Genomic DNA, 26,147 nt, shown 5'->3' with positions numbered 1-26,147 from the left:
ATACGCCCACCCGCCGCAGCATGTCCGAGCGAAACGAATCCGCCGACCCGCACGAAACCAGGCAGGTCCGGCCCGCGAGCGGAAGCGCCCATGTGGTGCTGCATCGGACCTCCCATGTGTTGATGGCGTTAGCGCTCGCCTTCTACTTTATCGCGGCGGGTCTGTTTCTCGGCTTACGTTACGTGGTGCTGCCGCGCATCGATTCATTCCGGCCGCGTATCGAAGCCACCGTTTCCGGCAAGCTGCACACACAGTTCACCATCGGCAAGCTGGCGCCGCACTGGAGCGGCTTTCAGCCAGGACTCGACGCCACCGATATCGTCATTCGCGACGCTGAAGGCAAAGCGGCGCTGACCATTCCGCACGCCACCGCCACGCTCTCGTGGAAGTCGCTTTGGCAGTTCCACCCCGCGCTGTCCAGCCTGATTGTCGATCAGCCCGACGTGCTGGTGTCGCGCAGCAGCGACGGCGTGATTTCGGTGGCAGGCGTGCCGGTGCCGACCCGGCACAGCGGCAACGACACCCTCTCCACATGGCTATTGCGGCAACAGGCGATCGTGGTGCGCGGCGGCGTGCTGCGCTGGCGCGATGCCCAGCATGACGCGCCGGAACTCGCGCTGCGCGACATCCGGATCGCGATTCTCAACGACGGCTACGATCACCGGCTCGCATTACAGGCGCCCGCCGACGGCCAGGTCCTGCACGGCCCGATCGACTTCCGTACGCATTTCAAACACGCGCGGCTCTCCGCGATCGGCAAGCCGGTCAACTGGGCCGGCCAGGTCTATATGTCGACCGGTCCGGTCGATCTGCCGACCCTCGCGCGCTATATCAATTTCCCGATCGAGATGTTCGCCGGCCGCATCGACAATGCGATCTGGGGCGACTTCGCCGATGGCCGCATGAAGTCGGCAACCGGCCAACTGGCCGGCATGGACGTCTCGATGCGGGTACGCCCCACCCAGCCCAAGCTGGTCGTGCCGATCGCCAATTTCCTGTGGCGCCTCGAAGCCAATCAGGGCGACTACAAGCTGCAACTGAACGACTTGCACGCCGAATTGGGCCAGCCGCCGCTCGACGACGGCACACCGCTCACCCGCACCCTTGCGCTATCCACGCTGAGCGGCCGCTACCGGACGGCCTCGCTGCAGCATGGGCAACTCGTCAGCGTCAGCGGCGATCGTGTCGACTTGGGCATCCTCGCCGAATTCAGCCGCGCGCTGCCTTTGCCGCCGCGTTTGCTGAACAGTCTCGTGCGCTTCAATCCACGCGGGCTGGTGGCGAACTATGTGATCGAGGTCGAGCGCGGCAAACCGGAGTCGGGCGAAGCGGGCGTCGAGCATCCGCCGAGCGGCGCCGAACCGATCGAGCGCTATCGTTTCAAGGGCGACCTGCAGGGCATCAGCGTCGCCGCACAGGAACCGCCGCCGGGGCTCACCCCGCTGAATCACCCCCGCGCGGGCATTCCCGGCATCGAAAATCTGTGGGGCAGCGTCGACGCCGACGAAAATCACGGCAGCGCCCTGCTCGACACCTCCAACGTCGCGATTACGCTGCCGGGCGTGTTCGACGACCCTCGCCTGAAACTCGACCGTCTGCATGGCCGGGCAGCCTGGACCATCACGCCGAAGGCGCCGGGGGAAAATCACCGTGCCTTCACCGTCAAGCTGGACGACTTCGGCGTCTCGAACGCGGACGCCGATGCCACCGCCACGGCCAATTACAGCAACCCGGGCCATGGGCGCGGCTCGCTCGACCTGAAAGCCGACTTCCAGCGCGCCCAGGTCGCGCGCATCGTCCGCTACCTGCCGACCAGCATCAGCGAAAAGCTGCGCATCTACCTGGGACATGGACTGCAAGCCGGCGTATCGCGCGGCGCGTCGATCGAAATACACGGCGATCTGACCAAATTCCCGTACTCCCGCGCGCCGGATGCCGGCATCTTCCATATCGTCGCGCCGTTCAAGGGCGGCAAGTTCGACCCTTCGCCGTACCCGCCGCGCAAGATGAAGAACGGCACGCCGAATGTGTGGCCGCCGCTCGATGACATCGACGGCGTGTTCGAACTCAAGCAGAACCTGTTGCGCTTCGATATCGACCGGGCCCGTTACAAGCGGGTCGCCTTAAACAAGGTGAACGGCAAGATCGACGATCTCGGCACCAAGGCGTCCAACCTCGTCATCGCCGGCAACGGCCGTGGGCCGCTTGCGGACATGCTCGACTACGTCAACGAAAGCTCGCTCGGCATCATGGCCAAACATGAGACCGAAAAAGTGCGGGCCGAAGGGCCTGCGTCGCTGGCGCTCAAACTCACCGTGCCGCGCACGCCGCAGCCGCACATCGGCGTGGAAGGCGCGGTCGGCTTCCAGAACAATCGTTTGACGGTCGATAACGTGCCGCCGTTGTCGCAACTGAACGGCAAGGTGCGCTTTACCGAACACACGGCGCAGCTCGACCGGCTCTCGGGCCAGTTCCTCGGCGGCGACGTACACGCGAATGGCGGCCTGAAGCAGGACGGCACGTATGCACTCGACCTCGGCGGCCACATCGCCGTCGATGCCGCGCGCGGCCTGAATCTGCATGGTTCGGCCGCGCAGGTGCTGACCCGCATGAGCGGCAGCGCGCCCTACGCGCTCAACGTGCGCGGCGCCAAGGGGCGCTTGCCGGAGGTCACGGCGAACTCCGATCTGACCGGCCTCGCGCTCGACTTCCCGGCGCCGTTCGACAAACCGGTCGGCACGCCGATGCCGCTGCACTTCGCAGTCAGTCCGTCCACCGACGCGAGCGAAGCGGGTCTGGAACGCGCCGACCTCACTTTCGGCCCGATCGCTGCCGCCTATCTGCTGCGTTACCAGCCGAAAACGCCGCCGACGGTCGTGCGCGGCGCGATCGGCGTCAACAAGCCCGCCGACTTGCCGTCCGACGGCGTGATCGCCGCCGTCGACGTCGAAGCGTTCGACGCCGATGCCTGGCGCGAGCTCGTCACGCAGATGCGCAACAAGGACGCGCCAACGCCGGCACCCACCGCAGCCGCGCCGGCCACGCCAAACCCGACCCTCGCGCAATTCCTGCCGAGCCGCTTCGCACTGCACATCGGCACGCTGACGCTGCTCAAGCGTCACTGGGACAGCGTGATCGTCGGCGCGTCGCATGCGGACGGTAAATGGCAGGCCAATATTGCGTCGAACCAGGTGTCGGGTCACGTTTCCTGGCTGCCGGGCGCGAACAAGGAATCTCCCGGCACGCTGCAGGCGCGCTTTGCCCGAGTGGTGATTCCCTCGGCCACCGACAAGGACCTGCTCGGCCAGGCCATGTCGGCACCCGCGCAGAACATGCCGTCAATCGATCTGGTGGTCAACGAGTTGATCTTGCGCGATCGCGACATAGGCCGGCTCGAAGTGGCCGCGCACAACTTCGAAGAAGATGGCGTGCCGGTCTGGCAACTCGACAAGCTCGACATCACCAACCCCGCCGCCACCCTGACCGCCACCGCGAACTGGCGTACGTCGTCGGGCCTCGGCAACACCGCCGACGAAGCGACGCCGCGCCGTACCGTGTTCGATTTCAAACTCGACATCAAGGACGCCGGCGGGCTGCTGGAGCGTTTCGGCCAGCCGCACACGCTCAAGGCCGGCAACGGCACGCTGTCGGGCAAGGTGGTGTGGCGCGGCGGCCCGACCGCGATCGACTACCCCACGCTCAACGGCAATCTGGCCGTCGACCTGCGCCATGGGCAGATTCTCAAGGTCGACCCGGGCGTCGCGAAACTTCTCGGCGTGCTTAGCCTGCAGAGCCTCGAGCGCTTCGCCACACTCAATTTCCGCGACGTGGTCGGCGAAGGGCTGCCGTTCGAGCGCGTCACCGGCACCGGCCAGATCCACAATGGCATTGGCCGCACCGAGAACTTCGAGATGGTGACGGCGCCGGCTCGCGCTGAAATGAAGGGCTCGGTGGATCTGGCGCAGGAAACCCAGGACCTGCACGTGCAGATCGTGCCGACTGTCAGCGCCGGCGCCGCCGTGATCGCCGCGACCGTGATCAATCCGTTGATCGGCCTGGGCGCGCTGGTGGCCGATCTGGCGTTCAGCAAATCGGTCTCCACGGCGTTTGCGCGCGAGTATGCGATCACCGGTCCGTGGTCGAAACCGCACATCGAGCGGGTGAAGAGCGATCGCGGTAAGATGGACGCTCCGGCTTCGACCGTGGAAGCGCACTGAGCTCGATCCGATCCTGTATTTGATCAGAAGAGCGCCGTGGCGCGCCGCCGGCCCAAGCCAGCCTTGAACGACGTATGCGGCGCCAGCGGTTCGCGCCGCCGCCTTGCCGGGAGTTTTTCGAAACGCTCATGAGCGAAACACACGTCTTTTCATCCTCGTCCACCGCCTCGCCCCACGCGGCGTCCAGCGGGTCTTCCGAAAGCGCATTCCGGGTTGCCGCGCTGCAAATGGTGAGCACGCCGGATCGCGAGCGCAATCTGGCCGAAGCGGAGCGCCTGATCGCCGAAGCCGCCGCCGGCGGCGCGCAACTCGTCCTGCTGCCCGAGTACTTCTGCTTCATGGGTTTCAAGGACACGGACAAGCTCGCCGTGCGCGAGCCCTACCAGGACGGCCCGATCCAGCGCTTTCTCGCCGACGCCGCGCGCCACCACAAGCTGTGGGTAATCGGGGGCACCTTGCCGTTGATGTCGCAGGAGCCGGCGCGCGTGCTGAACACCACGCTGGTGTTCGACCCGCAAGGCAACGAGGCGGCGCGCTACGACAAGATCCATCTGTTCAACTTCGAAAAGGGCGAGGAGTCGTTCGACGAGGCACGCACCATCTGCCCCGGCGGCGAAGTCCGCACCTTCGAGGCGCCGTTCGGCCGGGTCGGCCTGTCGGTCTGCTACGATTTGCGCTTTCCGGAGCTGTACCGGCGCATGGGCGACTGCGCGCTGATCGTGGTGCCGTCGGCGTTCACTTACACCACCGGCCGCGCGCATTGGGAAATGCTGCTGCGCGCCCGGGCGGTCGAAAACCAGTGCTACGTGCTGGCCGCCGCGCAAGGCGGCAAACATGAAAACGGCCGCCGGACATGGGGCCACAGCATGCTGATCGACCCGTGGGGCGAAATCGTCGCAGTGCGCGACGAAGGCGCCGGCGTGGTGAGCGGCAATCTCGAGCGTGCGCGCATCGACGAAGTGCGGCAGAGCCTGCCCGCCTGGCGTCACCGCGTGCTGAGCTGCTGACGTATTACCTGACATTGAAAGTGCGGCGCCCGTCACTCATATAAGGGTGATAGAAGCGCTAACCGAATCCTTCGTATCGAGCAGAACATACTTCGCATGAATATCATCGAACCCGGTATCCGTAATCTCGCCACCGCCAAGGACATCCTCCTGACGCCCTACGGTCTCGACGAATCCCTGCTCACCCGCACGCTCGCCGAAATCTTCACGCACAAGATCGATTACGCCGACCTGTACTTCCAGTACACGCGCAGCGAAGCGTGGAGTCTCGAAGAAGGTATCGTGAAGTCGGGTAGCTTCAGCATCGATCAGGGCGTCGGCGTGCGCGCCGTGTCGGGCGATCGCACGGCTTTCGCGTATTCGGACGATCTGTCGCCCGAAGCGATCCGCCAGGCGGCGCTCGCCACCCGTTCGATTGCCAAGGCAGGCGGCGGCAAGCAGAAGATCAAGGTGGCCTCGTCGCTGACCGGCATTGCCGGGCGCGATCTGTACCTGCCGTCCGATCCGCTGCATTCGCTCGACGCGACCGCCAAGGTCAAGCTGCTCGAGCGCATCGAACAGATGGCGCGCGGCCGCGATCCGCGCATCCAGCAAGTGATGGCGGGCCTCGCCGGTGAATACGACGTGGTGCTGGTGGCGCGCAGCGACGGCGGCTTTGCAGCCGATATCCGTCCGCTGGTGCGCGTGTCGGTCACGGTGATCGCCGAACAGAACGGCCGCCGCGAAATCGGCAGCGGCGGCGGTGGCGGCCGCTTCGACTACGGCTATTTCACTGACGAAGTGCTGTCGGGTTATGTCGACGACGCCGTGCATGCGGCACTGGTGAACCTCGACGCCCGCCCGGCGCCGGCCGGCGCGATGACCGTCGTGCTCGGACCGGGCTGGCCCGGCGTACTGCTGCACGAAGCGATCGGCCACGGCCTCGAAGGCGACTTCAACCGCAAGGGATCGTCGGCGTTCGCGGGTCGAATCGGCGAGCAGGTTGCGGCCAAGGGCGTGACCGTGGTCGACGACGGCACGCTGCCGAACCGCCGCGGCTCGCTGAACATCGACGACGAAGGCAATCCGACCCAGTGCACGACGCTGATCGAAGACGGCATCCTGAAGGGCTACATCCAGGACACGTTGAACGCCCGGCTGATGAAGATGCCGGTCACGGGTAACGCGCGTCGCGAATCGTACGCCGCGCTGCCGATGCCGCGCATGACCAACACGTACATGCTCAACGGCGACAAAGACCCGCAGGAAATCATCGCGTCCGTGAAAAACGGCTTGTACGCGGTGAACTTCGGCGGCGGCCAGGTCGACATCACGAACGGCAAGTTCGTGTTCTCGGCGTCCGAGGCCTACATGATCGAAAACGGCAAGGTCACCTACCCGGTCAAGGGCGCGACGCTGATCGGCAGCGGCCCGGAATCGCTCAAATTCGTCAGCATGATCGGCAACGACATGAAGCTCGATTCGGGCGTCGGCGTGTGCGGCAAGGAAGGCCAGAGCGTGCCGGTGGGCGTCGGTCAGCCGACGCTGCGTATCGACAAGATGACGGTCGGCGGTACCGCCTGATTTTGATGTAGATGCATACTTCGCGCACGCAATGCGCGAAGTATGCGGATTTACCGCATTTTTGCACCCTGCGGCTTGCCAGCCGAGCTTGCACGGGTTATAAAGTCACTCACCCTTTTTGACCAGCGACCTATTTCGCCATGTCCGCCAAGTTTTACTTTTACTTTTTTTGGCATCTCAGACCGCTGGCGGATCGAGAGGGGTGTTAGTGCACGCAAGACACCCAGAATTCACGAAAACCGCCAGCTAGCCTGGCGGTTTTTTTTCGCCTCACGCCTTTGAAACTTTTGCCGTTGAAATCTTTTTGATTGTTGTTCGCCGTGGCATCGCTGCCTGATTGCCGTCTGATCGCAGCCTTCATCGCCCGCGCGAACACGCTACGACCGATTCAGGAGAATAAACATGCCCCCGCACAACACCGACGATGTCCGTATCCGCGAATTGAAAGAACTCACGCCACCCGCTCACCTGATCCGCGAATTCGCCTGCGACGAAACGGTGTCCGACGTGATCTACAACTCGCGCAATGCGATGCATCGCATCCTGCACGGCATGGAAGACCGTCTGATCGTCATCATCGGACCGTGCTCGATTCACGATACGAAGGCGGCAATGGAATACGCCGGGCGTCTCGTCGAACAACGCAAGCGCTTCGCCGGCGAGCTCGAAATCGTGATGCGGGTGTACTTCGAAAAGCCGCGCACGACGGTGGGCTGGAAGGGTCTCATCAACGACCCGCATATGGACAACAGCTTCAAGATCAACGACGGCCTGCGCACCGCGCGCGAATTGCTGCTGCGTATCAACGAACTCGGCCTGCCGGCCGGCACCGAATACCTCGACATGATCAGCCCGCAGTACATCGCCGATCTGATCTCGTGGGGTGCAATCGGCGCACGCACGACCGAATCGCAAGTGCACCGTGAACTGGCTTCGGGACTGTCGTGCCCGGTCGGCTTCAAGAACGGCACGGACGGCAACGTCAAGATCGCGGTGGACGCGATCAAGGCCGCCTCGCAGCCGCACCATTTCCTGTCGGTCACCAAGGGCGGTCACTCGGCGATCGTTTCGACCGCCGGCAACGAGGACTGCCACATCATCCTGCGCGGCGGCAAGACGCCGAACTACGATGCGGACAGCGTCAATGCCGCATGCGCCGACATCGGCAAAGCGGGACTCGCGGCGCGTCTGATGATCGACGCGAGCCATGCGAACAGCTCGAAGAAGCACGAGAACCAGATTCCGGTGTGCGCGGACATCGGCCGCCAGATTGCTTCGGGCGACGAACGGATTGTCGGCGTGATGGTGGAATCGCACTTGATCGCGGGCCGTCAGGATCTGCAGGAAGGCTGCGCGCTGACGTACGGCCAGAGCATCACCGATGCGTGCATCGGCTGGGACGAGAGCGTCGCCGTGCTGGAAGGTCTCGCCGAAGCGGTCAAGCAACGGCGCGTGGCGCGCGGCAGCGGCAACTAAAGCCGCTACGCGCCTTTGCGCGCTTGCTGAAATTGGCTCAACGAAAACCCGGCTCATGCAGCCGGGTTTTTTGTTAGCCGAACGGACGAATGGTGCTCCGTGCGCCGCCTCTGTACCGTAACAACTCGTTGCCGGGTCGGATACCACTTGACCAGGCTGGATGTTATGTATAAGATTTTGTACATGAAAGGCGGCTATGACGCAGGAAAAAGAAATTCGCTGGATGGGCTCCAGCTATCGCGATTTACTCGCTTTTCCCGAAGAACCGCGTCGTCGGGCCGGATTTCAGCTTGGCAAGATTCAGGCAGGACTGGATCCCGACGATTGGAAGCCGTTCGATTCGATCGGCGCCGGAACACGCGAGATTCGCATCAAGGAAACTGACGGTATTTACCGCGTGATGTATGTCACCAAGTTTGTGGAAGCACTGTACGTATTGCATTGCTTTCAGAAGAAAACGCAGAAGCTGGGGCCGCTGGATAGAAAGATTGCCGAGATGCGGTACCGCGCCATTATCAATGATAGGAAAACTTAACAAATGACGATCGACACGAAAATCCGTCACGTAACCAAACCCGGCGCAAACCTGTTCCTCGAACTCGGCTTCTCCGCCGCAGAGGCGAAGCGTTTACACGCGGCGTCGCAAAAACAGATCAACGACACGCGGCTGCTCAAGGAGCAGTTGATGACCGAGCTGTCCAGCTGGATCGAACAGCATCATCTGAAGCAGGCCGAAGCGGCTGAGATTTTGATGGTGTCGCGTCCGCGCGTGTCAGACGTGGTCAACAAGAAGACCACCAAGTTCACTATCGATACGCTGGTCGAAATGATGAGCCGGATCGGCAAGCCGGTCACGCTCGCGGTTGGGTAAGGCGCACGGCGCACCTCGGCGTGCTTTCACACCCGGCTTGCCATGCGCCCTCGCTTCACTGCACCGCGCCTGAGCCGAACACTTCGGTATGAATCCGCGCCGCATCCACACCGAGCGCGGCCAACGCCTCGCATTGCGCGCGCATGAACGGCACCGGCCCACAGATGTAGTAATCCGCATCGGCAACGATCACCTTGTCGGCGATTTTCGCGAGATCGAGGCGGCCTTCGAAGTCGTAGTCGATACCGGCGCGGTCACCGGTTTCAATAGCTTCGTAGAACACCGCACGCGCGACGTTGGGATGCGCTGCGACCGTATCGTTCAACCACTGTCGGAACGCATGCACGCGTCCATTTCGGCAGGCATGCACGAAGGTCACATGACGCTCGCTCCGATCGGCGAGCAACGTGGACAGCATCGAAGTCATCGGGGTCACGCCTACGCCGCCGCTCATCAGCACCACGGGCGTTGTCTTGCTGCGGTCCAGCGTGAAATCGCCCATTGGGGCGCTAACGTGTACCACCGCGCCCACTTCCACGTCATCGTGCAGAAGATTCGATACATGGCCGGGCGCCGCGTCTTCGTGTCCGGCCTCGCGCTTCACCGAAATTCGCAGCCAGTTACCATTCGGCGCATCCGACAAGCTGTACTGCCGGGGCTGATCGACACCAAGTTCATCGACGAAACGCTTCACGCTCAGATACTGGCCGGGTTCGAAACCGCAGGCCGGCGAGCCGTCGGCGGGTGTCAGATAGAAGGACGTGATTTCATCGCTCTCCACTTCTTTGCGCGCAATCCTGAACGGCCGGAAACCGCTCCAGGCCGCGCCGTTGTAAAGCTTCGCCTCCGTGCCGATGAAAATATCCGCGAGTTGCCCATAAGCGGCTTCCCATGCGCCGAGCGTCTCCTGATCGACTGCGTCTCCGAGCACATCGACAATTGCGCCCAACAGGTGGCGGCCCACGATCGGATACTGTTCGGGCCGGATATTCAGACTCACGTGCTTATGAGCGATCCGCGAGACGGTCGGCCCCAGTGCGCCGAGGTTATCGATATTGGCGGCATACGCATACACCGCCTTCGCCAGCGTTTCCGGCTGATTACCACTCTTCTGATGAGTCTGGTTGAACACGTTCTTCAACTCAGGATGGTGCGCGAACATGCGCTTGTAGAAATGTTTGGTGATGGTCGTACCGTGTACAGCGAGCACGGGAACGGTGGCTTTGACGCGGGCGATCTGGTCGGCGGTGAGAGCGGTCATAACTACTTCTCCTTAAAGATGCATTTACGATACCTTTTTAAGGAGAAGTTTTGCCCCGGACAGATTGTCGCAGTGTCTAAAGAGACTAAACCGGGACTAAAGCGCGGGGTTAGCCGGCGCCACGATCATGCTGCCATAACACGTCGCTGCCGCCGTCCGCGCGATTGAGCACGCGTGCGAGCACGAACAGCAGGTCGGACAGCCGGTTCACATACTGGCGAGGCGCCTCATTGACCGCCTCGCCTTCACCGAGGGCGACGATCGACCGCTCCGCCCGCCGGCACACCGTACGGCACACATGCGCAAGCGCGGCCGCGCGGGAGCCGCCCGGCAGAATGAATTCCTTCAACGGTGGCAGGGTCGCGTTGTAATCGGCCAGCCAGTCGTCGAGTTGGGCGAGATGCTTGTCGGTAATCATCGTATGGCCGGGGATGCAGAGCTCGCCGCCAAGATCGAACAGATCGTGCTGAATCGCAACCAGCGCGACCCGCACGTTGTCGGGCAACTTTTCGCACAGCAACACGCCGAGATTCGAATTGAGTTCATCGACGTCGCCGATTGCGGCAATGCGCGTGCTGTCTTTGCGCACGCGGCGGCCGTCGCCGAGACCGGTGGTGCCGTCGTCGCCCGTGCGGGTGGCGATCTTGCTCAAGCGGTTGCCCATGGTGTCTCCGATCCATCCATTCATTCAGTAACGATGCGTCAGCGCGGTACCGGCGAATCCATCCGGCGAATCCTGCAAGCAAGCCACCGGTTGGCCACCGCGTTTATCCATATTGCGCGCATCGTGGGGCCGCCGCCATTATAAAAGCGGACAGCCGCCTCCAACGCCGGTCCGGAGGCGATCGGCGTAAAATGAAGCACAAGCTGCAGAACAGCTCCGTCCCAATATCAGGAGACATGCGTGAATCATCCCGTGCCGCCGGCCCCGTTGCGCCGGCCGTTTCCCGCCGAGTTGCTGACAGCACTCAAAGCCGCTTTCGGCGAACGCGTGTCCACGGCAGAAGCCGTGCGTGCCCATCATGGCCGCGACGAATCGCCGTTCGACCCCCAACTGCCCGACGCCGTCGTATTCGCCCGCAATACGGAAGACGTGCAAACCATCGTCAAACTGTGCGGCCAGTACAACGTGCCGATCATTCCCTACGGCAATGGTTCGTCGCTTGAAGGACATCTGCTGGCGGTGCAGGGCGGTGTGTCGATCGATCTGTCGGAAATGAACCGCGTGTTGTCGATCAACGCCGAAGACCTGACCGTCACGGTCGAACCCGGCATCTCGCGTAAGCAGTTGAACGAAGCGCTGCGCGACACCGGCCTGTTTTTCCCGATCGACCCGGGTGCCGACGCGAGCATCGGCGGCATGTCGGCCACGCGTGCCTCGGGCACCAACGCTGTACGCTACGGCACGATGCGCGAAAACGTACTCGGGCTGACCGTGGTTCTCGCCGACGGCCGCGTGATCAAAACCGGCACGCGCGCGCGCAAGTCGTCGGCGGGTTACGACCTCACGCGTCTGTTCGTCGGCTCGGAAGGCACGCTCGGCGTCATTACCGAAATCACCGTCCGGCTGTATCCGCAACCGGAAGCGGTCTCGGCCGCGGTCTGCACGTTCCCGTCGATGGGCGATGCGGTGCGCGCGGTCATCGAAACGATCCAGATGGGCGTGCCGATCGCACGTGTCGAGTTCGTCGACTCGCTCGCGATCCGCTCGATCAATCGCCATTCGAATCTGACGTTGCGCGAAGCGCCCACGCTCTTCTTCGAATTCCACGGCACCGAGGCCGGTGTGAAAGAGCAAGCCGAACTGGTGCAGGAACTCACCGCGCAGAATGCGGGCGAAGACTTCGAATGGGCGACCCGGCCGGAAGACCGCAGCCGCCTGTGGAACGCGCGTCACAACGCCTATTTCGCGATGCTGCAACTGAAGCCGGGTTGCCGCGCCGTCACGACCGATGTCTGCGTACCGATCTCACGTCTCGCGGAATGCGTGGTGGAAACCGAGCAGGATCTGAAGGAGTCGCCGCTGCCCTGCCCGATCGTCGGCCATGTCGGCGACGGCAACTTCCACGTCGCGATCCTGATCGATCCGAACAAGCCGGAAGAGCTCGCCGAAGCGGAGCGCCTGAACCATCGCATCGTACAGCGCGCGCTGCGTATGGACGGCACCTGCACGGGCGAACACGGCGTCGGTCTGCACAAGATGAACTTCCTGCTCGAAGAACACGGTGAAGTCGCGGTCGATACGATGCGCTCCATCAAGCATGCGCTCGACCCGCGCAATCTGATGAACCCGGGCAAGATCTTTTCCTGGGCGGCTTGAGACGTCATCAACACCTGGTTAAAGCAGTGGCAACGCGTGCCGCCGCATCACCAGGCTCGACCGGGCACGCAGGGTGAAAGACACGAGGAGACAAGTCATATGAACGCACCCGTCGAACTGACGGCCGAAGTTCTCGCCCAGCGCCAGCGCGAAGTCGTGCAGGCACTGATGGCCGTGCTGCCGACCCACTGTCTGCTGTACCGCGAAGAAGACACCGTCGCCTACGAGTGCGACGGCCTCGCCGCCTATCGGCGTCTGCCGCTCGCGGTCGCCTTGCCCGAGACGGAATCGCAGGTGCAGCGCATCGTGCAGATCTGTCACCGGCTCGACGTGCCGATCGTGCCGCGCGGCGCGGGCACCGGCTTGTCCGGCGGGGCGATGCCGATTCGTCACGGCGTGGTGGTGTCGCTCGCGCGCTTTCGCAAGATCGTCGAAGTCGATTCATACGCCCGGACCGCCACGGTGCAACCGGGCGTGCGCAATCTGTCGATTTCCGAGGCCGCCGCGCCGTATGGTCTTTACTACGCGCCTGATCCGTCGTCGCAGATTGCCTGCACGATCGGCGGCAACGTCTCCGAGAATTCGGGCGGCGTGCACTGTCTCAAGTACGGCCTTACCGTGCATAACGTGCTGCGTGTGCGCGCCGTAACGATGGAAGGCGAAATCGTCGAATTCGGTTCGCTCGGGCCGGACGCCCCCGGGCTCGATCTGCTCGCGGTGCTGATCGGCAGCGAAGGCATGTTCGCGATCGTCACCGAGGTCACCGTCAAGCTGATCCCGAGACCGCAAACGGCGCAGGTCATCATGGCCAGCTTCGACGACGTCGTGAAAGGCGGCAACGCGGTCGCCGGCATCATTGCGGCCGGCATCATTCCGGCCGGCCTGGAGATGATGGACAAACCGGCTACGCGCGCCGTCGAAGAGTTCGTCAAAGCCGGCTACGACCTCGACGCGGCGGCAATCCTGCTGTGCGAATCGGACGGCACACCGGAAGAAGTGGCCGACGAAATCGTGCGCATGACCGCGGTGCTGCGCGAACAGGGCGCAACGCGCATCCAGATTTCACGTTCGGAAAACGAACGGCTGCGTTTCTGGTCCGGGCGCAAGAACGCGTTCCCGGCGGCCGGCCGCATTTCGCCTGACTACTACTGCATGGACGGCACCGTGCCGCGCCGCAGTATCGGACCGCTGCTGGCACGCATAGAAGTGCTGGAGAAGAAATACGGCCTGCGTTGCATCAACGTATTCCATGCCGGCGACGGCAATATGCACCCGCTGATTCTGTTCAACGGCAACGATATGGACGAGTGGCACCGGGCCGAAGCCTTCGGTTGCGACATTCTCGAGACGTGCGTCGAACTGGGCGGCACGGTGACCGGCGAACACGGCGTGGGCATCGAGAAAATCAATTCGATGTGCGTGCAGTTTTCGCCTGAGGAGCGTGACGCGTTTCACGCGGTCAAACGCGCCTTCGACACACCGGGCCTGCTCAATCCCGACAAGGGTATTCCCACCCGCGCCCGCTGCGCCGAGTACGGCAAGATGCATGTGCGCGGCGGCTTGTTGCCACATCCCGACCTGCCGCGGTTCTAAAGCATCCGCGGACTAGCCCACGCGCCGCGCAACTGTCGGCCTATGACGCGGTCAGCGGCCTGCGCCTCCCACAGCAGACCGCTGACCGCCTTACACCCGTCCACATAACGGGACGCACCATCGGCACTCACGCAGCGCCGCTGGCCGTTCCTCCGTCACACCAGCATCGCACGCACCGCGCATAACCCGCACCGCTGCGTCTTCCCGGCTCCCACCCTGATTACCCGATGCGGGTCCGCTCCGGGTTGCCAGCGCGCCGCCGCCCGGTACAATCAATCGAAACACAACGAAGCAGGACACCATGGAAGAGGACGACATCGTCGCCGTTTGGTCTGAACGCGTGCGTTCAGCCAGCGCCGAAGGGCGCACACTGCGCATCCGTGGCGGCGGCACCAAAGACTGGTACGGTCAGACGCTGGAAGGTGACATCCTCGACACGCGCGCTTATCGCGGCATCATCGCCTACGATCCGGCCGAACTGGTCATCACGGCGCGCGCGGGCACGCCCCTGCTGGAGATCGAGGCCGCGCTGGCCGAACACCATCAGATGCTCGCCTTCGAGCCTCCGCACTTCGGGCCGCAGGCCACCTTCGGCGGCTGCATCGCGGCGGGCATCGCCGGTCCGCGCCGCCCGTCGGCCGGTGCGGCGCGCGACTTCGTGCTGGGCGCCGTCATCATGAACGGCCAGGGCCAGGCGCTGCATTTTGGCGGCCAGGTGGTGAAGAACGTCGCCGGATACGACGTCTCCCGTTTGATGGCAGGCTCGCTGGGCACCCTTGGGCTGATCCTCGAACTATCGATCAAAGTGCTGCCGCTGCCGCAGGCCGAAGCCACGCTCAAATTCGACATGAACGGAACCGACGCGGTCCGCAAGCTCAACGAATGGGGCGGCCGGCCGCTGCCGATCACGGCGAGCGCCTGGCGTCACGGCACACTGGCCGTGCGCATGGCCGGCGCGGAAGCCGCCGTCAAAACGGCGCGCACCGCGCTCGGCGGCGAAGTCGTCGACGCCGTGGAGGCCGAGCGTTTCTGGGCCGGCCTGCGTGAACAGACCGACTCGTTCTTTTCGGCCATCCCGCCGAAAGCCGCGCTCTGGCGCCTCGCGCTGCCATCGATTACCGAGCCGCTGCAATTGCCCGGCGCGCAACTCATGGAATGGGGCGGCGCCCAGCGCTGGTGGATCACCGACACCGACGCGCAAACCGTACGTATGAGCGCCAAACAGGCCGGCGGCCACGCCACCATCTTTCGCACCGGCTATGGCTACGACCGCAGCGCCGGAGTGTTCACGCCGCTGCCCGCACCGCTGATGAAGATCCATCGCGGCCTGAAAACCGCATTCGACCCGGCCCGCATCTTCAATCGCGGCCGCCTCTACCCCGACTTCTGAGCGACGCGATGCAAACCAACCTCGCGGACTTCATTCGCAACACGCCCGATGGCGACGAAGCCGACGCCATCCTGCGCAATTGCGTGCATTGCGGTTTCTGCACGGCGACCTGTCCGACGTATCAGATACTGGGTGACGAACTCGACGGCCCGCGCGGCCGCATCTATCTGATCAAGCAGATGGTGGAAGGCGCCGAGGTCACGCGCAGCACCCAGGTCCACCTCGATCGCTGCCTCACCTGCCGCAACTGCGAGACCACCTGCCCGTCCGGGGTGCAATACGGCCGGCTGGTCGAGATTGGCCGCAAGATCACCGAGGAAAAAGTCACGCGTCCGCTCCGCCAGCGGATGGTGCGCCGGCTACTCGCGAGCTTCGTGCCGAACGGCGCGCTGTTTACGCCGGTCATGCGACTCGGTCAGCACTTCCGCCCGCTTCTGCCCAGAAAATTGCGCGACAAGGTGCCGTCGCGGCAGCGTCCGCTCGAATGGCCGACCGCGAAACATCCGCGCAAGATGCTCATGCTCGCGGGCTGCGTGCAACCGTCGATGATGCCGAACGTCAACATAGCGACGGCGCGCGTGCTCGACGCACTCGGCATAGAAACGTTGATCGCGCCCGAAGCAGGCTGCTGCGGCGCCATCCGTCTGCACCTGGGCTACCACGACGAAGCGCTCGACGACCTGCGCGCCAATATCGACGCGTGGTGGCCGTATATCGAACAGGGTGTCGAAGCGATCGTGATGAATGCGTCCGGCTGCGGCGCGACGGTCAAGGAATACGCGCATCTGCTGCGCAACGATCCCGCGTATGCGGAGAAGGCACGTCGCGTGACCGAACTGACGCGCGACGTCGCGGAGATCCTGCCCGAGTTCGAAGAAGCGCTCGTCGCCGTGACACGCCGCCGCGCGATCCATACGGTGGCGTTTCATCCGCCGTGCACGTTGCAGCATGGTCAGCAGGTACGCGGCAACGTCGAACATCTACTGGCCGCGCTCGGCGTGGAAGTGCGCCTGCCCGCCGACAATCACCTCTGCTGCGGCTCGGCCGGCACGTATTCGCTGACGCAGCCCAAGCTCTCGTATGCACTGCGCGATCAGAAGCTCGAACAGTTGCAGGCGCAGGAACCGCAAGTGATCGTGTCGGCAAACGTCGGCTGCATTGCGCATCTGCAAAGCGGCACGTCGACGCCGGTCGCGCATTGGATCGAACTGGTGGAGCATATGCTGTCCGCCTGAGGCGATCGATTCTGACGAGAAGCGCGGCACGTAGCTTGCGGTGCATCGCCGCAAGCGCTCTCACCTTTCCGGCCGCGGCATAAAGCGGCACGAGGTGGCGGCGTCCGTATAATTCGATCATCGCCTTTCGCCGGACTTCCGGTTCCGTCCCATGCCCGATCTGATCCACAACCTCGAAGCGGTGCAGCAGCGCATCGCCCTCGCCGCGCAAGTGGCCGGACGCGATCCGCGCTCGATCACCCTGCTCGCCGTCTCGAAGACGTTTCCCGCCGAAGACGTGCGCGCCGCCTACGCAGCCGGCCAACGCGCGTTCGGTGAGAACTACGTGCAGGAAGCCATCACCAAAATCGGAGCGTTAGCGGATCTGCGCGCGTCGCTCGAATGGCATTTCATCGGACCGTTGCAATCGAACAAGACGCGGCCGGTCGCCGAAAGCTTCGACTGGGTGCATTCGGTCGATCGCCTGAAGATCGCGCAGCGCCTGTCGGAGCAGCGCCCGGACAACCTGCCGCCGTTGAACGTCTGCCTGCAGGTCAACATCAGCGGCGAAGCATCGAAAAGCGGCGTGAGCATTCCCGAGGCCGTCGAGGTCGCGCAGGCAATCGCCGCGCTGCCGAAGCTGAATCTGCGCGGCCTGATGGCGATTCCGGAACCCGCCGGCAATATCGAAGAGCAGCGTGTGCCGCATCGACAATTACGCGAGCTGTTCGAGCGGCTCCGTAACGACGGACTTGAACTCGATACGCTCTCCATGGGCATGTCGAGCGACCTCGAAGCCGCCGTGCTGGAAGGCGCGACGATCGTGCGCGTCGGCACCGCGATCTTCGGTGCGCGAGATTACTCTAACTGACCGTTTCGGGCCTTTCTTTCCTTTCCTGACGCCTCACGAGACCTCCTTCGGAACATCATGAAAATTGCTTTTATTGGCGGCGGCAACATGGCAGCCGCGTTGATCGGCGGCCTCATCAAGCGCGGCGTCGCGCCCGCCGACCTGTACGCGATCGATCCCAACGAAGACGCGCGCAAGCGCAATGAGCAGCAATTCGGCATCAAGACCGGTGCGGCCTCGGACGCCGCACTCGCGTCGTACGACGCCGTCGTGCTGGCAGTGAAGCCGCAGATCCTGAAGAGCGTCGCCGAAGCGCTGGCGCCCCATCTGAACGCGTCGCAACTGGCAATCAGCATCGTCGCGGGCATTCGCATGGATGACATGTCGCGCTGGCTGAACGGCCACGCGCGCATCGTACGCGTGATGCCGAATACGCCGGCGCTGATCGGCATGGGCGTGACGGGCCTTGTGGCGACCGGCAGCGTCGACGAAGCGGGCCGCGCGCTCGCGTCGCAAGTGTTGGGCGCAGTCGGCCAAACCGTCTGGTTCGACGACGAAGCGAAGATCGACGCCGTCACCGCGATCTCGGGCAGCGGTCCCGCTTACGTGTTTTATTTCATCGAGGCGTTGCAGGAAGCCGCGCGCCAACTCGGCATGGATGAAGCACAAGGCCGCGCGCTGGCCGTCGCGACCTTCACGGGCGCGGCGCAATTGGCCGCGAACTCGGACGAGCCGCCGAGCCTGTTGCGCGAACGTGTGACGTCGAAAGGCGGCACCACGGCAGCCGCGCTGACGTCGTTCGAGGCTAGCGGAATCAAGAACGCGATCGTGCGCGGTGTGCTCGCCGCCGATGCGCGCGCCAAGGAAATGGGCGACGAGTTCGGCAAGCTGTAAGCGCGGTTGGCGGTTTGGAACTACAACGAAGCCGCCGCGTAATGCGCCGCAATGCCGACAAACAACGCGCCGCCCAGCCAGTTGTTATGACGGAACGCCGCGAAGCACGCCATGCGCTCGCGGTTTCGGATGAGCGTGTAGTGATAGATCGCGCAGCCCGCCGCTGCCACCCATCCGAGCCAATACAACACGCCGAAGCCGAGCATCACGCCGATGCCGGCGTAAATTCCCAGCGTCACCGCATAGCACAGCACGATCGCCGCTACGTCGAAACGGCCGAAGGTCAGCGCCGAGGTGCGGATGCCGATCTTGATATCGTCGTCGCGATCGACCATCGCATATTCGGTGTCGTACGCCACCGACCAGAACACATTGGCCAGCAGCATGACCCAGGCGAGCATCGGCACGTGATCCTGAATCGCGGCAAACGCCATGGGAATGCCGAAGCCGAACGCAATGCCGAGGTACGCCTGCGGAATGGCAAAGAAGCGCTTCGTGAACGGATACGAACCGGCGACGAACAGCGCCGCCACCGATAGCTCCTTGGTCAGCGTGTTCAACGGCAAAATCAACAGAAAGGCCAGCAGCGACAAACCGGCCGCCAGCGCCACCGCTTCCCATGCCTTGATCTTGCCCGACGTGATCGGCCGGTTTTCCGTGCGCTTCACGTAGCGATCGAAGTCGCGATCCGCGTAATCGTTGATCGCGCAGCCCGCCGAGCGCATCAGCACCGTGCCTACCGTGAAAATCACTAGCAGCGGCCACGAAGGGTGGCCGTCGGACGCAATCCACAGCGCGTTGAGCGTCGGCCACAGCAACAGCAGGCTGCCGATCGGCTTGTCCATGCGGACGAGGCGCAGATACAGGGGAAGTCGGGCGAACATGGGCGAATTCGGTGAAGTGCAGGCGGTGCGACTATTTTACGGGATGCGAGCGGCAAGCGGCCTCCGGGCGGGCGAGGCTCGAAAAGCCTAACTCGCGAACTGAGGCTGATGCCGACACCAGGCCGGGATCGGGGCCAAAGCCAAAGCCGAAACCGAAACCGAAGCCAAAGCCAAAGCCAAAGCCAAAGCCAAAGCCAAAGCCAAAGCCAAAGCCAAAGCCAAAGCCAAAGCCAAAGCCAAAGCCAAAGCCAAAGCCAAAGCCAAAGCCAAAGCCAAAGCCAAAGCCAAAGCCAAAGCCAAAGCCAAAGCCAAAGCCAAAGCCAAAGCCAAAGCCAAAGCCAACACTAGCGTACAAAACCGGCGCCGCAAAAACAAAACCTCCCACGAAGGGAGGCTTTGTTTGTGTTTCAGTTCAACGCCAGTGCCAATGCGCTGCGTTGAACCCAGGCGAAACGCCCGGAACGCTTAAGCCAGCATCGAGCGCAGCATCCACGCGGTCTTTTCGTGCGTTTGCATGCGTTGCGTCAGCAGGTCGGCGGTCGGCTCGTCATTGGCGGCTTCCGTCGACGGGAAAATCGCGCGCGCGGTACGCACCACGGCTTCCTGACCTTCCACCAGCTGGCGGATCATGTCTTCCGCAGCCGGCACGCCGTCCGCTTCCGGAATCGACGACAGCTTCGCGAAATCCTTGTAGCTGCCCGGCGCATGCACGCCCAGCGCGCGAATGCGTTCAGCGATCGAATCGACCGCGAGCGCCAGCTCGTTGTACTGCGTTTCGAACATCAGATGCAGCGTGTTGAACATCGGACCCGTCACGTTCCAGTGGAAGTTGTGGGTCTTCAGGTACAGCGTGTAGGTGTCGGCGAGCAGACGCGACAGGCCTTCTGCAATCTTCTTGCGATCCTTGTCGCTGATCCCGATATTGACGTGCTGTACGGCTTCTTTCTTGGCCATGATGACTCCTTTGAAGAGTGATACGAACCGGTCGGCAAAGTGACGGTATGCCGCTAGCAAACCCGGCACAACGAACGCCCGCCAGTTTATCTTAGAAAGCAGCTGCGTTCGTGTGACGCGTGGCCGCTTGCCGCACTCACGGCCCTGTGTCCGATCAGCCCGATCACGCGCCGAACGCGTGTTGCAAGGCCTGCGCAACAATCACCACCAGCCCGCTCGAGACAATCGCGAAGCCCACTACCTTGCGCAGCATCAAGACTTGCTGCTGTTGCGCGCCGCGTGCGGCAGACGAGCCGCCAATGGTGGACATCATCATCTGGATCATGATCGTGCTCTCCCGATTCGTATCAATACCGGCGGGGCGCCGATGCGCCCCGCCTTGCTGCATCAATTCACTTCGACTGCTTACTTCTTGCCGCCTTCAGCGAGGGCGGCGATCGCGGCAATCACGCCTTCCGCATAGGCCGGATCGGCGCGGCGGAAATGCTCGATCTGACGCGCGACGATCTCTTGCGGCACACCGTTGATGTGACGCGCGATGTTGCCGAACAGACGCTGACGCTGTGCTTCATCGAACAGCGCAAACAGCATGCCCGGCTGCGTGTAGTAGTCCTCGTCCACGCGATGATCGTAACGATCAACCGTACCCGCTGCGAGCGGCGGCTCCGACGCGTTGGTGTCCTGCGCGAAGTCGCCCAGGCGGTTCGGCTCGTAGTTCAGGTTACCGCCGAGGTTGCCATCCGTGCGCATCGCGCCGTCGCGATGGAACGAATACGGGCTCGCCACACGCGACGCATTCACCGGAATCTGATGGTGATTGATACCGAGGCGATAGCGCTGCGTGTCGCCATACGAGAACAAACGACCTTGCAACAGACGGTCCGGCGAGAAGCCGATACCCGGCACGACGTTGGCCGGCGTGAACGCGGCCTGCTCCACGTCCGCGAAATAGTTCGCCGCGTTGCGGTTCAACTCGATCGTGCCGACGTCGATCAGCGGGTAGTCCTTCTGCGACCAGACCTTCGTGATGTCGAACGGGTTGAAGCGATAGTTCGCGGCTTCCGCTTCCGGCATCACCTGAATGGCGAAACGCCATTTCGGGAAATTGCCTGCGTCGATGTTGCCGACCAGATCGCGCTGCGCGCTTTCACGGTCCTGCGCCACGACCTGCGCCGCTTCGGCATCGGTAAAGTTTTCAATGCCTTGCAGCGATTTGAAGTGGAACTTCACCCAGAAACGCTCGTTGTTCGCGTTGATGAACGAATACGTGTGCGAACCGAAGCCGTGCATCTGGCGGTAGTTCTGCGGAATGCCGCGGTCGCTCATCAGGATGGTGACCTGATGCAACGATTCCGGATGACGCGACCAGAAATCCCATGCGGCGACATTGCTGCGCATGTTGGTGTACGGGTCGCGCTTTTGCGTGTGGATGAAGTCCGGGAACTTCAGCGGATCGCGAATGAAGAACACCGGCGTGTTGTTGCCGACCACGTCCCAGTTACCTTCTTCCGTGTAGAACTTGATCGAGAAACCGCGCACGTCGCGTTCCGCGTCGGCGGCGCCGCGTTCGCCCGCCACCGTCGAAAAACGCATGAAGAGCGGCGTGTCCTTGCCGACCTGGGCGAACACCTTCGCCTTCGTGTAGCGCGAGATGTCGTGTGTGACCTTCAGCGTGCCGAATGCGCCCGAACCTTTGGCATGAACGCGGCGTTCCGGAATCACTTCGCGGTCGAAGTGAGCGAGTTTTTCGAGCAGCCAGACGTCTTGCAGAACGACCGGACCACGCGCGCCGGCGGTCATCGAATTCTGGTTGTCGGCGACGGGTGCGCCGGCTGCATTGGTGAGCTTACGTTCGGACATGCGTGACTCCTGAGTGACTTTTATCGGAAACAGAATGTGGGGAGAAGCGCGGCGTGCTGATGCCTATGGCTCAAGCGGACAGCGCCCGATCGACCAGCAAGGAGAACGCAACCGTGCGCATGCTGCGCATCGAGGCGGCGAAAGTGCCGGCCATTACGCGGGGAGTTTGCGCGGCGACGGTTTGGACTTGCTGCGAGTTCGATTGCGTCATGATTTCCTCCGGGTCTTATGGGATCGGGCGATCCATGGAGGAAACTATATCAATCCTATCGAATTTTCGTGGTTGATTAATTTTATCTATTCGATAGGGATTGCAACTATCGGCGCCTGGGCAGTCGCCGAACCGGCCGCCGACGGTACGCAGCGGGCCGGTCTGGAGCGCGGGAAGCGCGCTTAATTGACGGCGACGGGCAGATCGAGCTTTTTGACGCCCGTCAGATCGCAGGCATTGATGGCGTCGCAAATGGCTTCGATAGCAGGCATCCGCGTGAAACTCTTGCGCCAGGCGAGCACGACGCGGCGATCCGGCACCGGCTCGTCAAAAGCGACGTAACTGAGCAGACCCGAGTCGATACCGCCCGCATGAGGCTTGACCTCTTGTACCGACATACGCGGCATCACGGTAATCCCGACGCCGCTCGCCACCATATGGCGGATAGTTTCCAGCGACGACCCTTCAAAGGTCTTCTGGATGCCGTCCGCGTTCTGCGAAAAGCGCATCAGTTCAGGGCACACGCCCAGCACGTGGTCGCGAAAGCAGTGGCCACTGCCGAGCAGCAGCATGGTTTCCTGCTTGAGATCCTCGGCGTCGATCTTCTCGCGGTTTTCCCACGCGTGACCTGACGGCAGCGCGACGACAAACGGTTCGTCATAGAGCGCGCGTTGCATCAGGCCCGTTTCCGGGAACGGCAGCGCCATGATGGCGACGTCGATTTCACCCTGCTTGAGCAGTTCGATCAGCTTGACCGTGTAATTTTCCTGCAGCATCAGCGGCATCTGCGGGACACGCTTGATCATCTGTTTGACGAGCGTGGGCAGCAGATACGGCCCGATCGTGTAGATGACCCCGAGCCGCAACGGCCCGACCAGCGGGTCCTTGCCCTGTTTCGCGATCTCTTTGATGGCGAGCGTTTGTTCGAGAACGCGCTGAGCCTGCGTGACAATCTGTTCGCCGATCGGCGTGACACTGACTTCGCTGGTGCCGCGCTCGAAGATCTGGACGTTGAGCTCGTCTTCGAGCTTTTTGATGGCCACCGACAGCGTCGGCTGGCTAACGAAACACGCTTCGGCGGCCCGGCCGAAGTGCCGCTCGCGGGCAACCGCGACGATGTATTTCAATTCGGTGAGCGTCATTGGGGGACCAATCAGTGCGATGAGTTCGATAGGTTCTAGTTATACACCTATAGGGTCGGTTCGCCAACCTTTTGGTCCTCTAGCGCCGCCAGCAGCACGGCCTCAGGCCTTCAGATATTGCTCCCGAGCCCCCAGCCAGCGGGCCAGATGCTGCATCACCACCTCGGGATAGCGCTCGAGCAAAGCCGCGGCGGCCTCCCTGGCGGGCTCGATGAGCCATTGGTCATTCTGGAGATCGGCAAACCGCAACATGGCCGCGCCCGACTGCCTCGCGCCCAGAAACTCTCCTGGGCCACGAATCTCAAGGTCGCGCCGGGCGATTTCGAAGCCGTCCGTGGTTTCCCGCATGGTCTGCAAGCGCGCCCGCGCCGTCATCGACAGCGGTCCGGTATAGAGCAGCACGCACACTGAAGCCGCACTCCCACGCCCCACCCGTCCACGCAACTGGTGCAATTGCGCGAGACCGAACCGCTCGGCGTGCTCGATCACCATCAGCGAGGCATTCGGTACATCCACACCCACTTCGATCACCGTCGTCGCCACCAGCAACTGCACTTCGTTGCGCGTGAACGCATCCATGACCGCGGCCTTCTCCGCCGGCGCAAGACGCCCGTGCACCAGCCCGACCTTCAATTCGGGCAGCGCGGCCACCAGCGTCTCGTAAGTTTCCACCGCGGTCTGCAACTGCAATGTCTCGCTTTCCTCGATCAGCGGACACACCCAGTACACCTGGCGTCCCGTCAACGCAGCCTCGCGCACGCGGCCGATCACTTCTTCGCGCCGTGCATCGGAAACGAGCTTGGTCAGAATCGGCGTGCGCCCAGGCGGCAATTCGTCGATGGTCGAGACGTCGAGGTCGGCGTAATAGGTCATGGCCAGCGTGCGCGGAATCGGCGTGGCGGACATCATCAAGTGATGCGGTTGGAAATCGCGCGCGCCGTCGGCGGCGTTTTGCGCCTTGGCGCGCAAGGCGAGACGCTGTGCCACGCCGAAGCGATGCTGTTCGTCGACAATCACCAAGCCCAGCCGCGCGAATTCAACCGCGTCCTGAATGATCGCGTGCGTACCGATCACAAGCTGCGCCGTGCCGAGCGCCGCCGCTTCGATCGCGGCGCGCTTTTCCTTCGTCTTCAGACTGCCGGCGAGCCACGCGACGCTCACGCCCAGCGGCTCCAGCCAGCCGCGCAATTTGCGCGCGTGCTGTTCGGCGAGGATTTCGGTCGGCGCCATGAGCGCGGCCTGGTAGCCGGCGTCGATTGCTTGCGCCGCTGCCAGCGCGGCGACGATCGTCTTGCCGCTGCCCACATCGCCCTGCAACAGCCGCTGCATCGGATGAGGCTGCGTCAGATCGAGCGCAATCTCGCCGCCCACGCGCTCTTGCGCCGCCGTCAGCGAAAACGGCAGCGCCTTCAGCAAACGCGCCACCAGCGCCGCTTCGTCGCCCAACTTGCGACGCGGCATGGACGGCGCCGCACGCGTGCGGCGCTCGTCATGGGCGCGCTTCAACGACATCTGCTGCGCCAGTAACTCCTCGAACTTGATCCGCACCCACGCCGGATGCGTACCGTCCATCAGCGCTGTTTCATCGGCCTGCACGCCCGGATGATGCAGCGTGCGCACCGCGTCCATCAGCGCCGGCACGCCGAGCGGCTGCATATAAGCGCGCGCGATCGGCTCGGGCAGCAGTTCCGGCAACGACGTGCGCGACAACGCGTTGTCGATCGATTTGCGCAGATACGCCTGCGTCACGCCTGCGGTGCTCGGATAGACCGGCGTCAGCGCCTGCGGCAGCGGCGTGTCTTCGTCGACCACGCGCACCGCCGGATGCACCATCTCCATGCCGAAGAAACCACCACGCACGTCGCCGCGCACGCGCAGCCGCGCGCCGATCGCCATCTGCTTGACCTGCGAGCCGTAGAAATTCAGAAAGCGGAGCACGAGTTCGTCGCCGGCATCGTCGCGCAGTTTCACCAGCAACTGGCGGCGCGGGCGATAGGCAATTTCGTTGTCGAACACCACGCCTTCCGTTTGCGAGATGCCACCCGGCAGCAGATGCCCGATCGGCGTCAGTGAGGTCTCGTCTTCGTAGCGCATCGGCAGATGCAGCACCAGATCGATATCGCGCGTAAGACCGAGTTTGGCGAGCTTGTCGACGGGTTTGGCTGCGGGCTTGGCGCCGGCGCCGGAGCCGGCTTCGACCCCGGCAGCAGGTTTCCTCGTGGCTTTGCCCGCGGGTTTGCCGGCGGGTTTGTCACCGAACGGGTCAGCAAATTCACCCTCACGCGCGACCTTGCCGCTCTCCGGCGCGACACCCGCGCCGGGGTCGCTCAGATCGGCCGCCGCTGCTTTGCCCCGCGAGACGCGGCGCTTCGGCTCGGCGCTCACTTCATCGGTAGCGGAGGGCGATCGGCGTTCGGACAAAGGCATGGGTTGCTTCGCA

The 26,147-nt window shown here is 63.2% G+C and carries 22 protein-coding genes; 12 read left to right on the top strand and 10 right to left on the bottom strand.

Translation table 11 applies throughout. From position 1 onward, the window contains the following. Window positions 1–20: 20 nt before the first annotated feature. The 6 genes from ACOSV0_RS02705 to ACOSV0_RS02680 all read left to right on the top strand — a co-directional run bounded on the left by ACOSV0_RS02705 (window position 21) and on the right by ACOSV0_RS02680 (window position 9,134). Window positions 21–4,217: a YhdP family protein gene (locus ACOSV0_RS02705; protein ID WP_434108589.1), complete on the top strand. Its 4,197-nt coding sequence runs from the start codon at window positions 21–23 to the stop codon at window positions 4,215–4,217. 128 nt (window positions 4,218–4,345) lie between these two features. Further along, a complete protein-coding gene (locus ACOSV0_RS02700; RefSeq protein ID WP_434108588.1) occupies window positions 4,346–5,224 on the top strand; it encodes a carbon-nitrogen hydrolase family protein in 879 nt (292 codons plus the stop codon). Window positions 5,225–5,320: 96 nt separating this feature from the next. After that, complete coding sequence (gene tldD, locus ACOSV0_RS02695) at window positions 5,321–6,787, top strand: metalloprotease TldD (RefSeq protein ID WP_434108587.1); 1,467 nt, start codon at window positions 5,321–5,323, stop codon at window positions 6,785–6,787. 402 nt (window positions 6,788–7,189) lie between these two features. Then, window positions 7,190–8,263, top strand: a complete 1,074-nt coding sequence (gene aroG / locus ACOSV0_RS02690; RefSeq protein WP_172175315.1) for a 3-deoxy-7-phosphoheptulonate synthase AroG — start codon at window positions 7,190–7,192, stop codon at window positions 8,261–8,263. 196 nt (window positions 8,264–8,459) lie between these two features. Then, window positions 8,460–8,798, top strand: coding sequence for a type II toxin-antitoxin system RelE/ParE family toxin (locus ACOSV0_RS02685; RefSeq protein WP_434108586.1), 339 nt, complete (start codon window positions 8,460–8,462; stop codon window positions 8,796–8,798). Between the two features lie 3 nt (window positions 8,799–8,801). Next, a complete protein-coding gene (locus ACOSV0_RS02680; RefSeq protein WP_325046909.1) occupies window positions 8,802–9,134 on the top strand; it encodes a helix-turn-helix domain-containing protein in 333 nt (110 codons plus the stop codon). A 55-nt stretch (window positions 9,135–9,189) separates the two neighbouring features. Here ACOSV0_RS02680 and hmpA read toward each other — a convergent pair whose 3' ends face one another. Then, on the bottom strand, window positions 9,190–10,395 hold the full coding sequence (gene hmpA / locus ACOSV0_RS02675) for an NO-inducible flavohemoprotein (RefSeq protein ID WP_434108584.1): 1,206 nt from the start codon (window positions 10,393–10,395) through the stop codon (window positions 9,190–9,192). Window positions 10,396–10,504: 109 nt separating this feature from the next. Further along, window positions 10,505–11,059, bottom strand: a complete 555-nt coding sequence (locus ACOSV0_RS02670) for a cob(I)yrinic acid a,c-diamide adenosyltransferase (RefSeq protein WP_434108582.1) — start codon at window positions 11,057–11,059, stop codon at window positions 10,505–10,507. A gap of 240 nt (window positions 11,060–11,299) precedes the next feature. Here ACOSV0_RS02670 and ACOSV0_RS02665 point away from each other — a divergent pair, with 240 nt between their 5' ends. The 6 genes from ACOSV0_RS02665 (at window position 11,300) to proC (ending at window position 18,656) form a co-directional block, all read left to right on the top strand. Beyond that, window positions 11,300–12,715 (top strand): FAD-linked oxidase C-terminal domain-containing protein, encoded by a 1,416-nt coding sequence (locus ACOSV0_RS02665; RefSeq protein ID WP_434108580.1) that lies wholly within the window; start codon window positions 11,300–11,302, stop codon window positions 12,713–12,715. 99 nt (window positions 12,716–12,814) lie between these two features. Next, entirely contained in the window at window positions 12,815–14,308 is a 1,494-nt protein-coding gene (locus ACOSV0_RS02660) for an FAD-linked oxidase C-terminal domain-containing protein (protein ID WP_434108579.1), read from the top strand. Between the two features lie 301 nt (window positions 14,309–14,609). Further along, on the top strand, window positions 14,610–15,698 hold the full coding sequence (glcE, locus tag ACOSV0_RS02655) for a glycolate oxidase subunit GlcE (protein WP_434108578.1): 1,089 nt from the start codon (window positions 14,610–14,612) through the stop codon (window positions 15,696–15,698). Between the two features lie 8 nt (window positions 15,699–15,706). Continuing rightward, window positions 15,707–16,933, top strand: coding sequence for a glycolate oxidase subunit GlcF (gene glcF / locus ACOSV0_RS02650; RefSeq protein ID WP_434108577.1), 1,227 nt, complete (start codon window positions 15,707–15,709; stop codon window positions 16,931–16,933). Between the two features lie 151 nt (window positions 16,934–17,084). Then, window positions 17,085–17,783, top strand: a complete 699-nt coding sequence (locus ACOSV0_RS02645; RefSeq protein WP_434108576.1) for a YggS family pyridoxal phosphate-dependent enzyme — start codon at window positions 17,085–17,087, stop codon at window positions 17,781–17,783. 57 nt (window positions 17,784–17,840) lie between these two features. Next, entirely contained in the window at window positions 17,841–18,656 is an 816-nt protein-coding gene (gene proC / locus ACOSV0_RS02640; RefSeq protein ID WP_434108575.1) for a pyrroline-5-carboxylate reductase, read from the top strand. Between the two features lie 20 nt (window positions 18,657–18,676). Here proC and ubiA read toward each other — a convergent pair whose 3' ends face one another. From ubiA to recG, 8 genes are all read right to left on the bottom strand, one after another. After that, on the bottom strand, window positions 18,677–19,540 hold the full coding sequence (ubiA, locus tag ACOSV0_RS02635; protein ID WP_434108574.1) for a 4-hydroxybenzoate octaprenyltransferase: 864 nt from the start codon (window positions 19,538–19,540) through the stop codon (window positions 18,677–18,679). A 31-nt stretch (window positions 19,541–19,571) separates the two neighbouring features. Beyond that, window positions 19,572–19,925, bottom strand: a complete 354-nt coding sequence (locus ACOSV0_RS02630) for a hypothetical protein (protein WP_434108573.1) — start codon at window positions 19,923–19,925, stop codon at window positions 19,572–19,574. Between the two features lie 80 nt (window positions 19,926–20,005). After that, window positions 20,006–20,494, bottom strand: a complete 489-nt coding sequence (locus tag ACOSV0_RS02625) for a Dps family protein (RefSeq protein ID WP_434108571.1) — start codon at window positions 20,492–20,494, stop codon at window positions 20,006–20,008. 163 nt (window positions 20,495–20,657) lie between these two features. Further along, window positions 20,658–20,819, bottom strand: a complete 162-nt coding sequence (locus tag ACOSV0_RS02620) for a hypothetical protein (protein WP_434108569.1) — start codon at window positions 20,817–20,819, stop codon at window positions 20,658–20,660. Between the two features lie 80 nt (window positions 20,820–20,899). Beyond that, window positions 20,900–22,354, bottom strand: coding sequence for a catalase (locus tag ACOSV0_RS02615; protein ID WP_434108567.1), 1,455 nt, complete (start codon window positions 22,352–22,354; stop codon window positions 20,900–20,902). 70 nt (window positions 22,355–22,424) lie between these two features. Beyond that, on the bottom strand, window positions 22,425–22,565 hold the full coding sequence (locus tag ACOSV0_RS02610) for a hypothetical protein (protein ID WP_434108566.1): 141 nt from the start codon (window positions 22,563–22,565) through the stop codon (window positions 22,425–22,427). Between the two features lie 182 nt (window positions 22,566–22,747). Next, entirely contained in the window at window positions 22,748–23,707 is a 960-nt protein-coding gene (locus ACOSV0_RS02605) for a hydrogen peroxide-inducible genes activator (protein ID WP_434108565.1), read from the bottom strand. Window positions 23,708–23,809: 102 nt separating this feature from the next. Beyond that, a complete protein-coding gene (gene recG / locus ACOSV0_RS02600; protein ID WP_434108564.1) occupies window positions 23,810–26,134 on the bottom strand; it encodes an ATP-dependent DNA helicase RecG in 2,325 nt (774 codons plus the stop codon). Between the last annotated feature and the right edge of the window lie 13 nt (window positions 26,135–26,147).

It is taken from the genome of Paraburkholderia caffeinilytica (assembly GCF_051027425.1).
Taxonomy (GTDB): domain Bacteria; phylum Pseudomonadota; class Gammaproteobacteria; order Burkholderiales; family Burkholderiaceae; genus Paraburkholderia; species Paraburkholderia caffeinilytica_A.
This window is presented reverse-complemented; position numbering and strand designations above follow the sequence as displayed.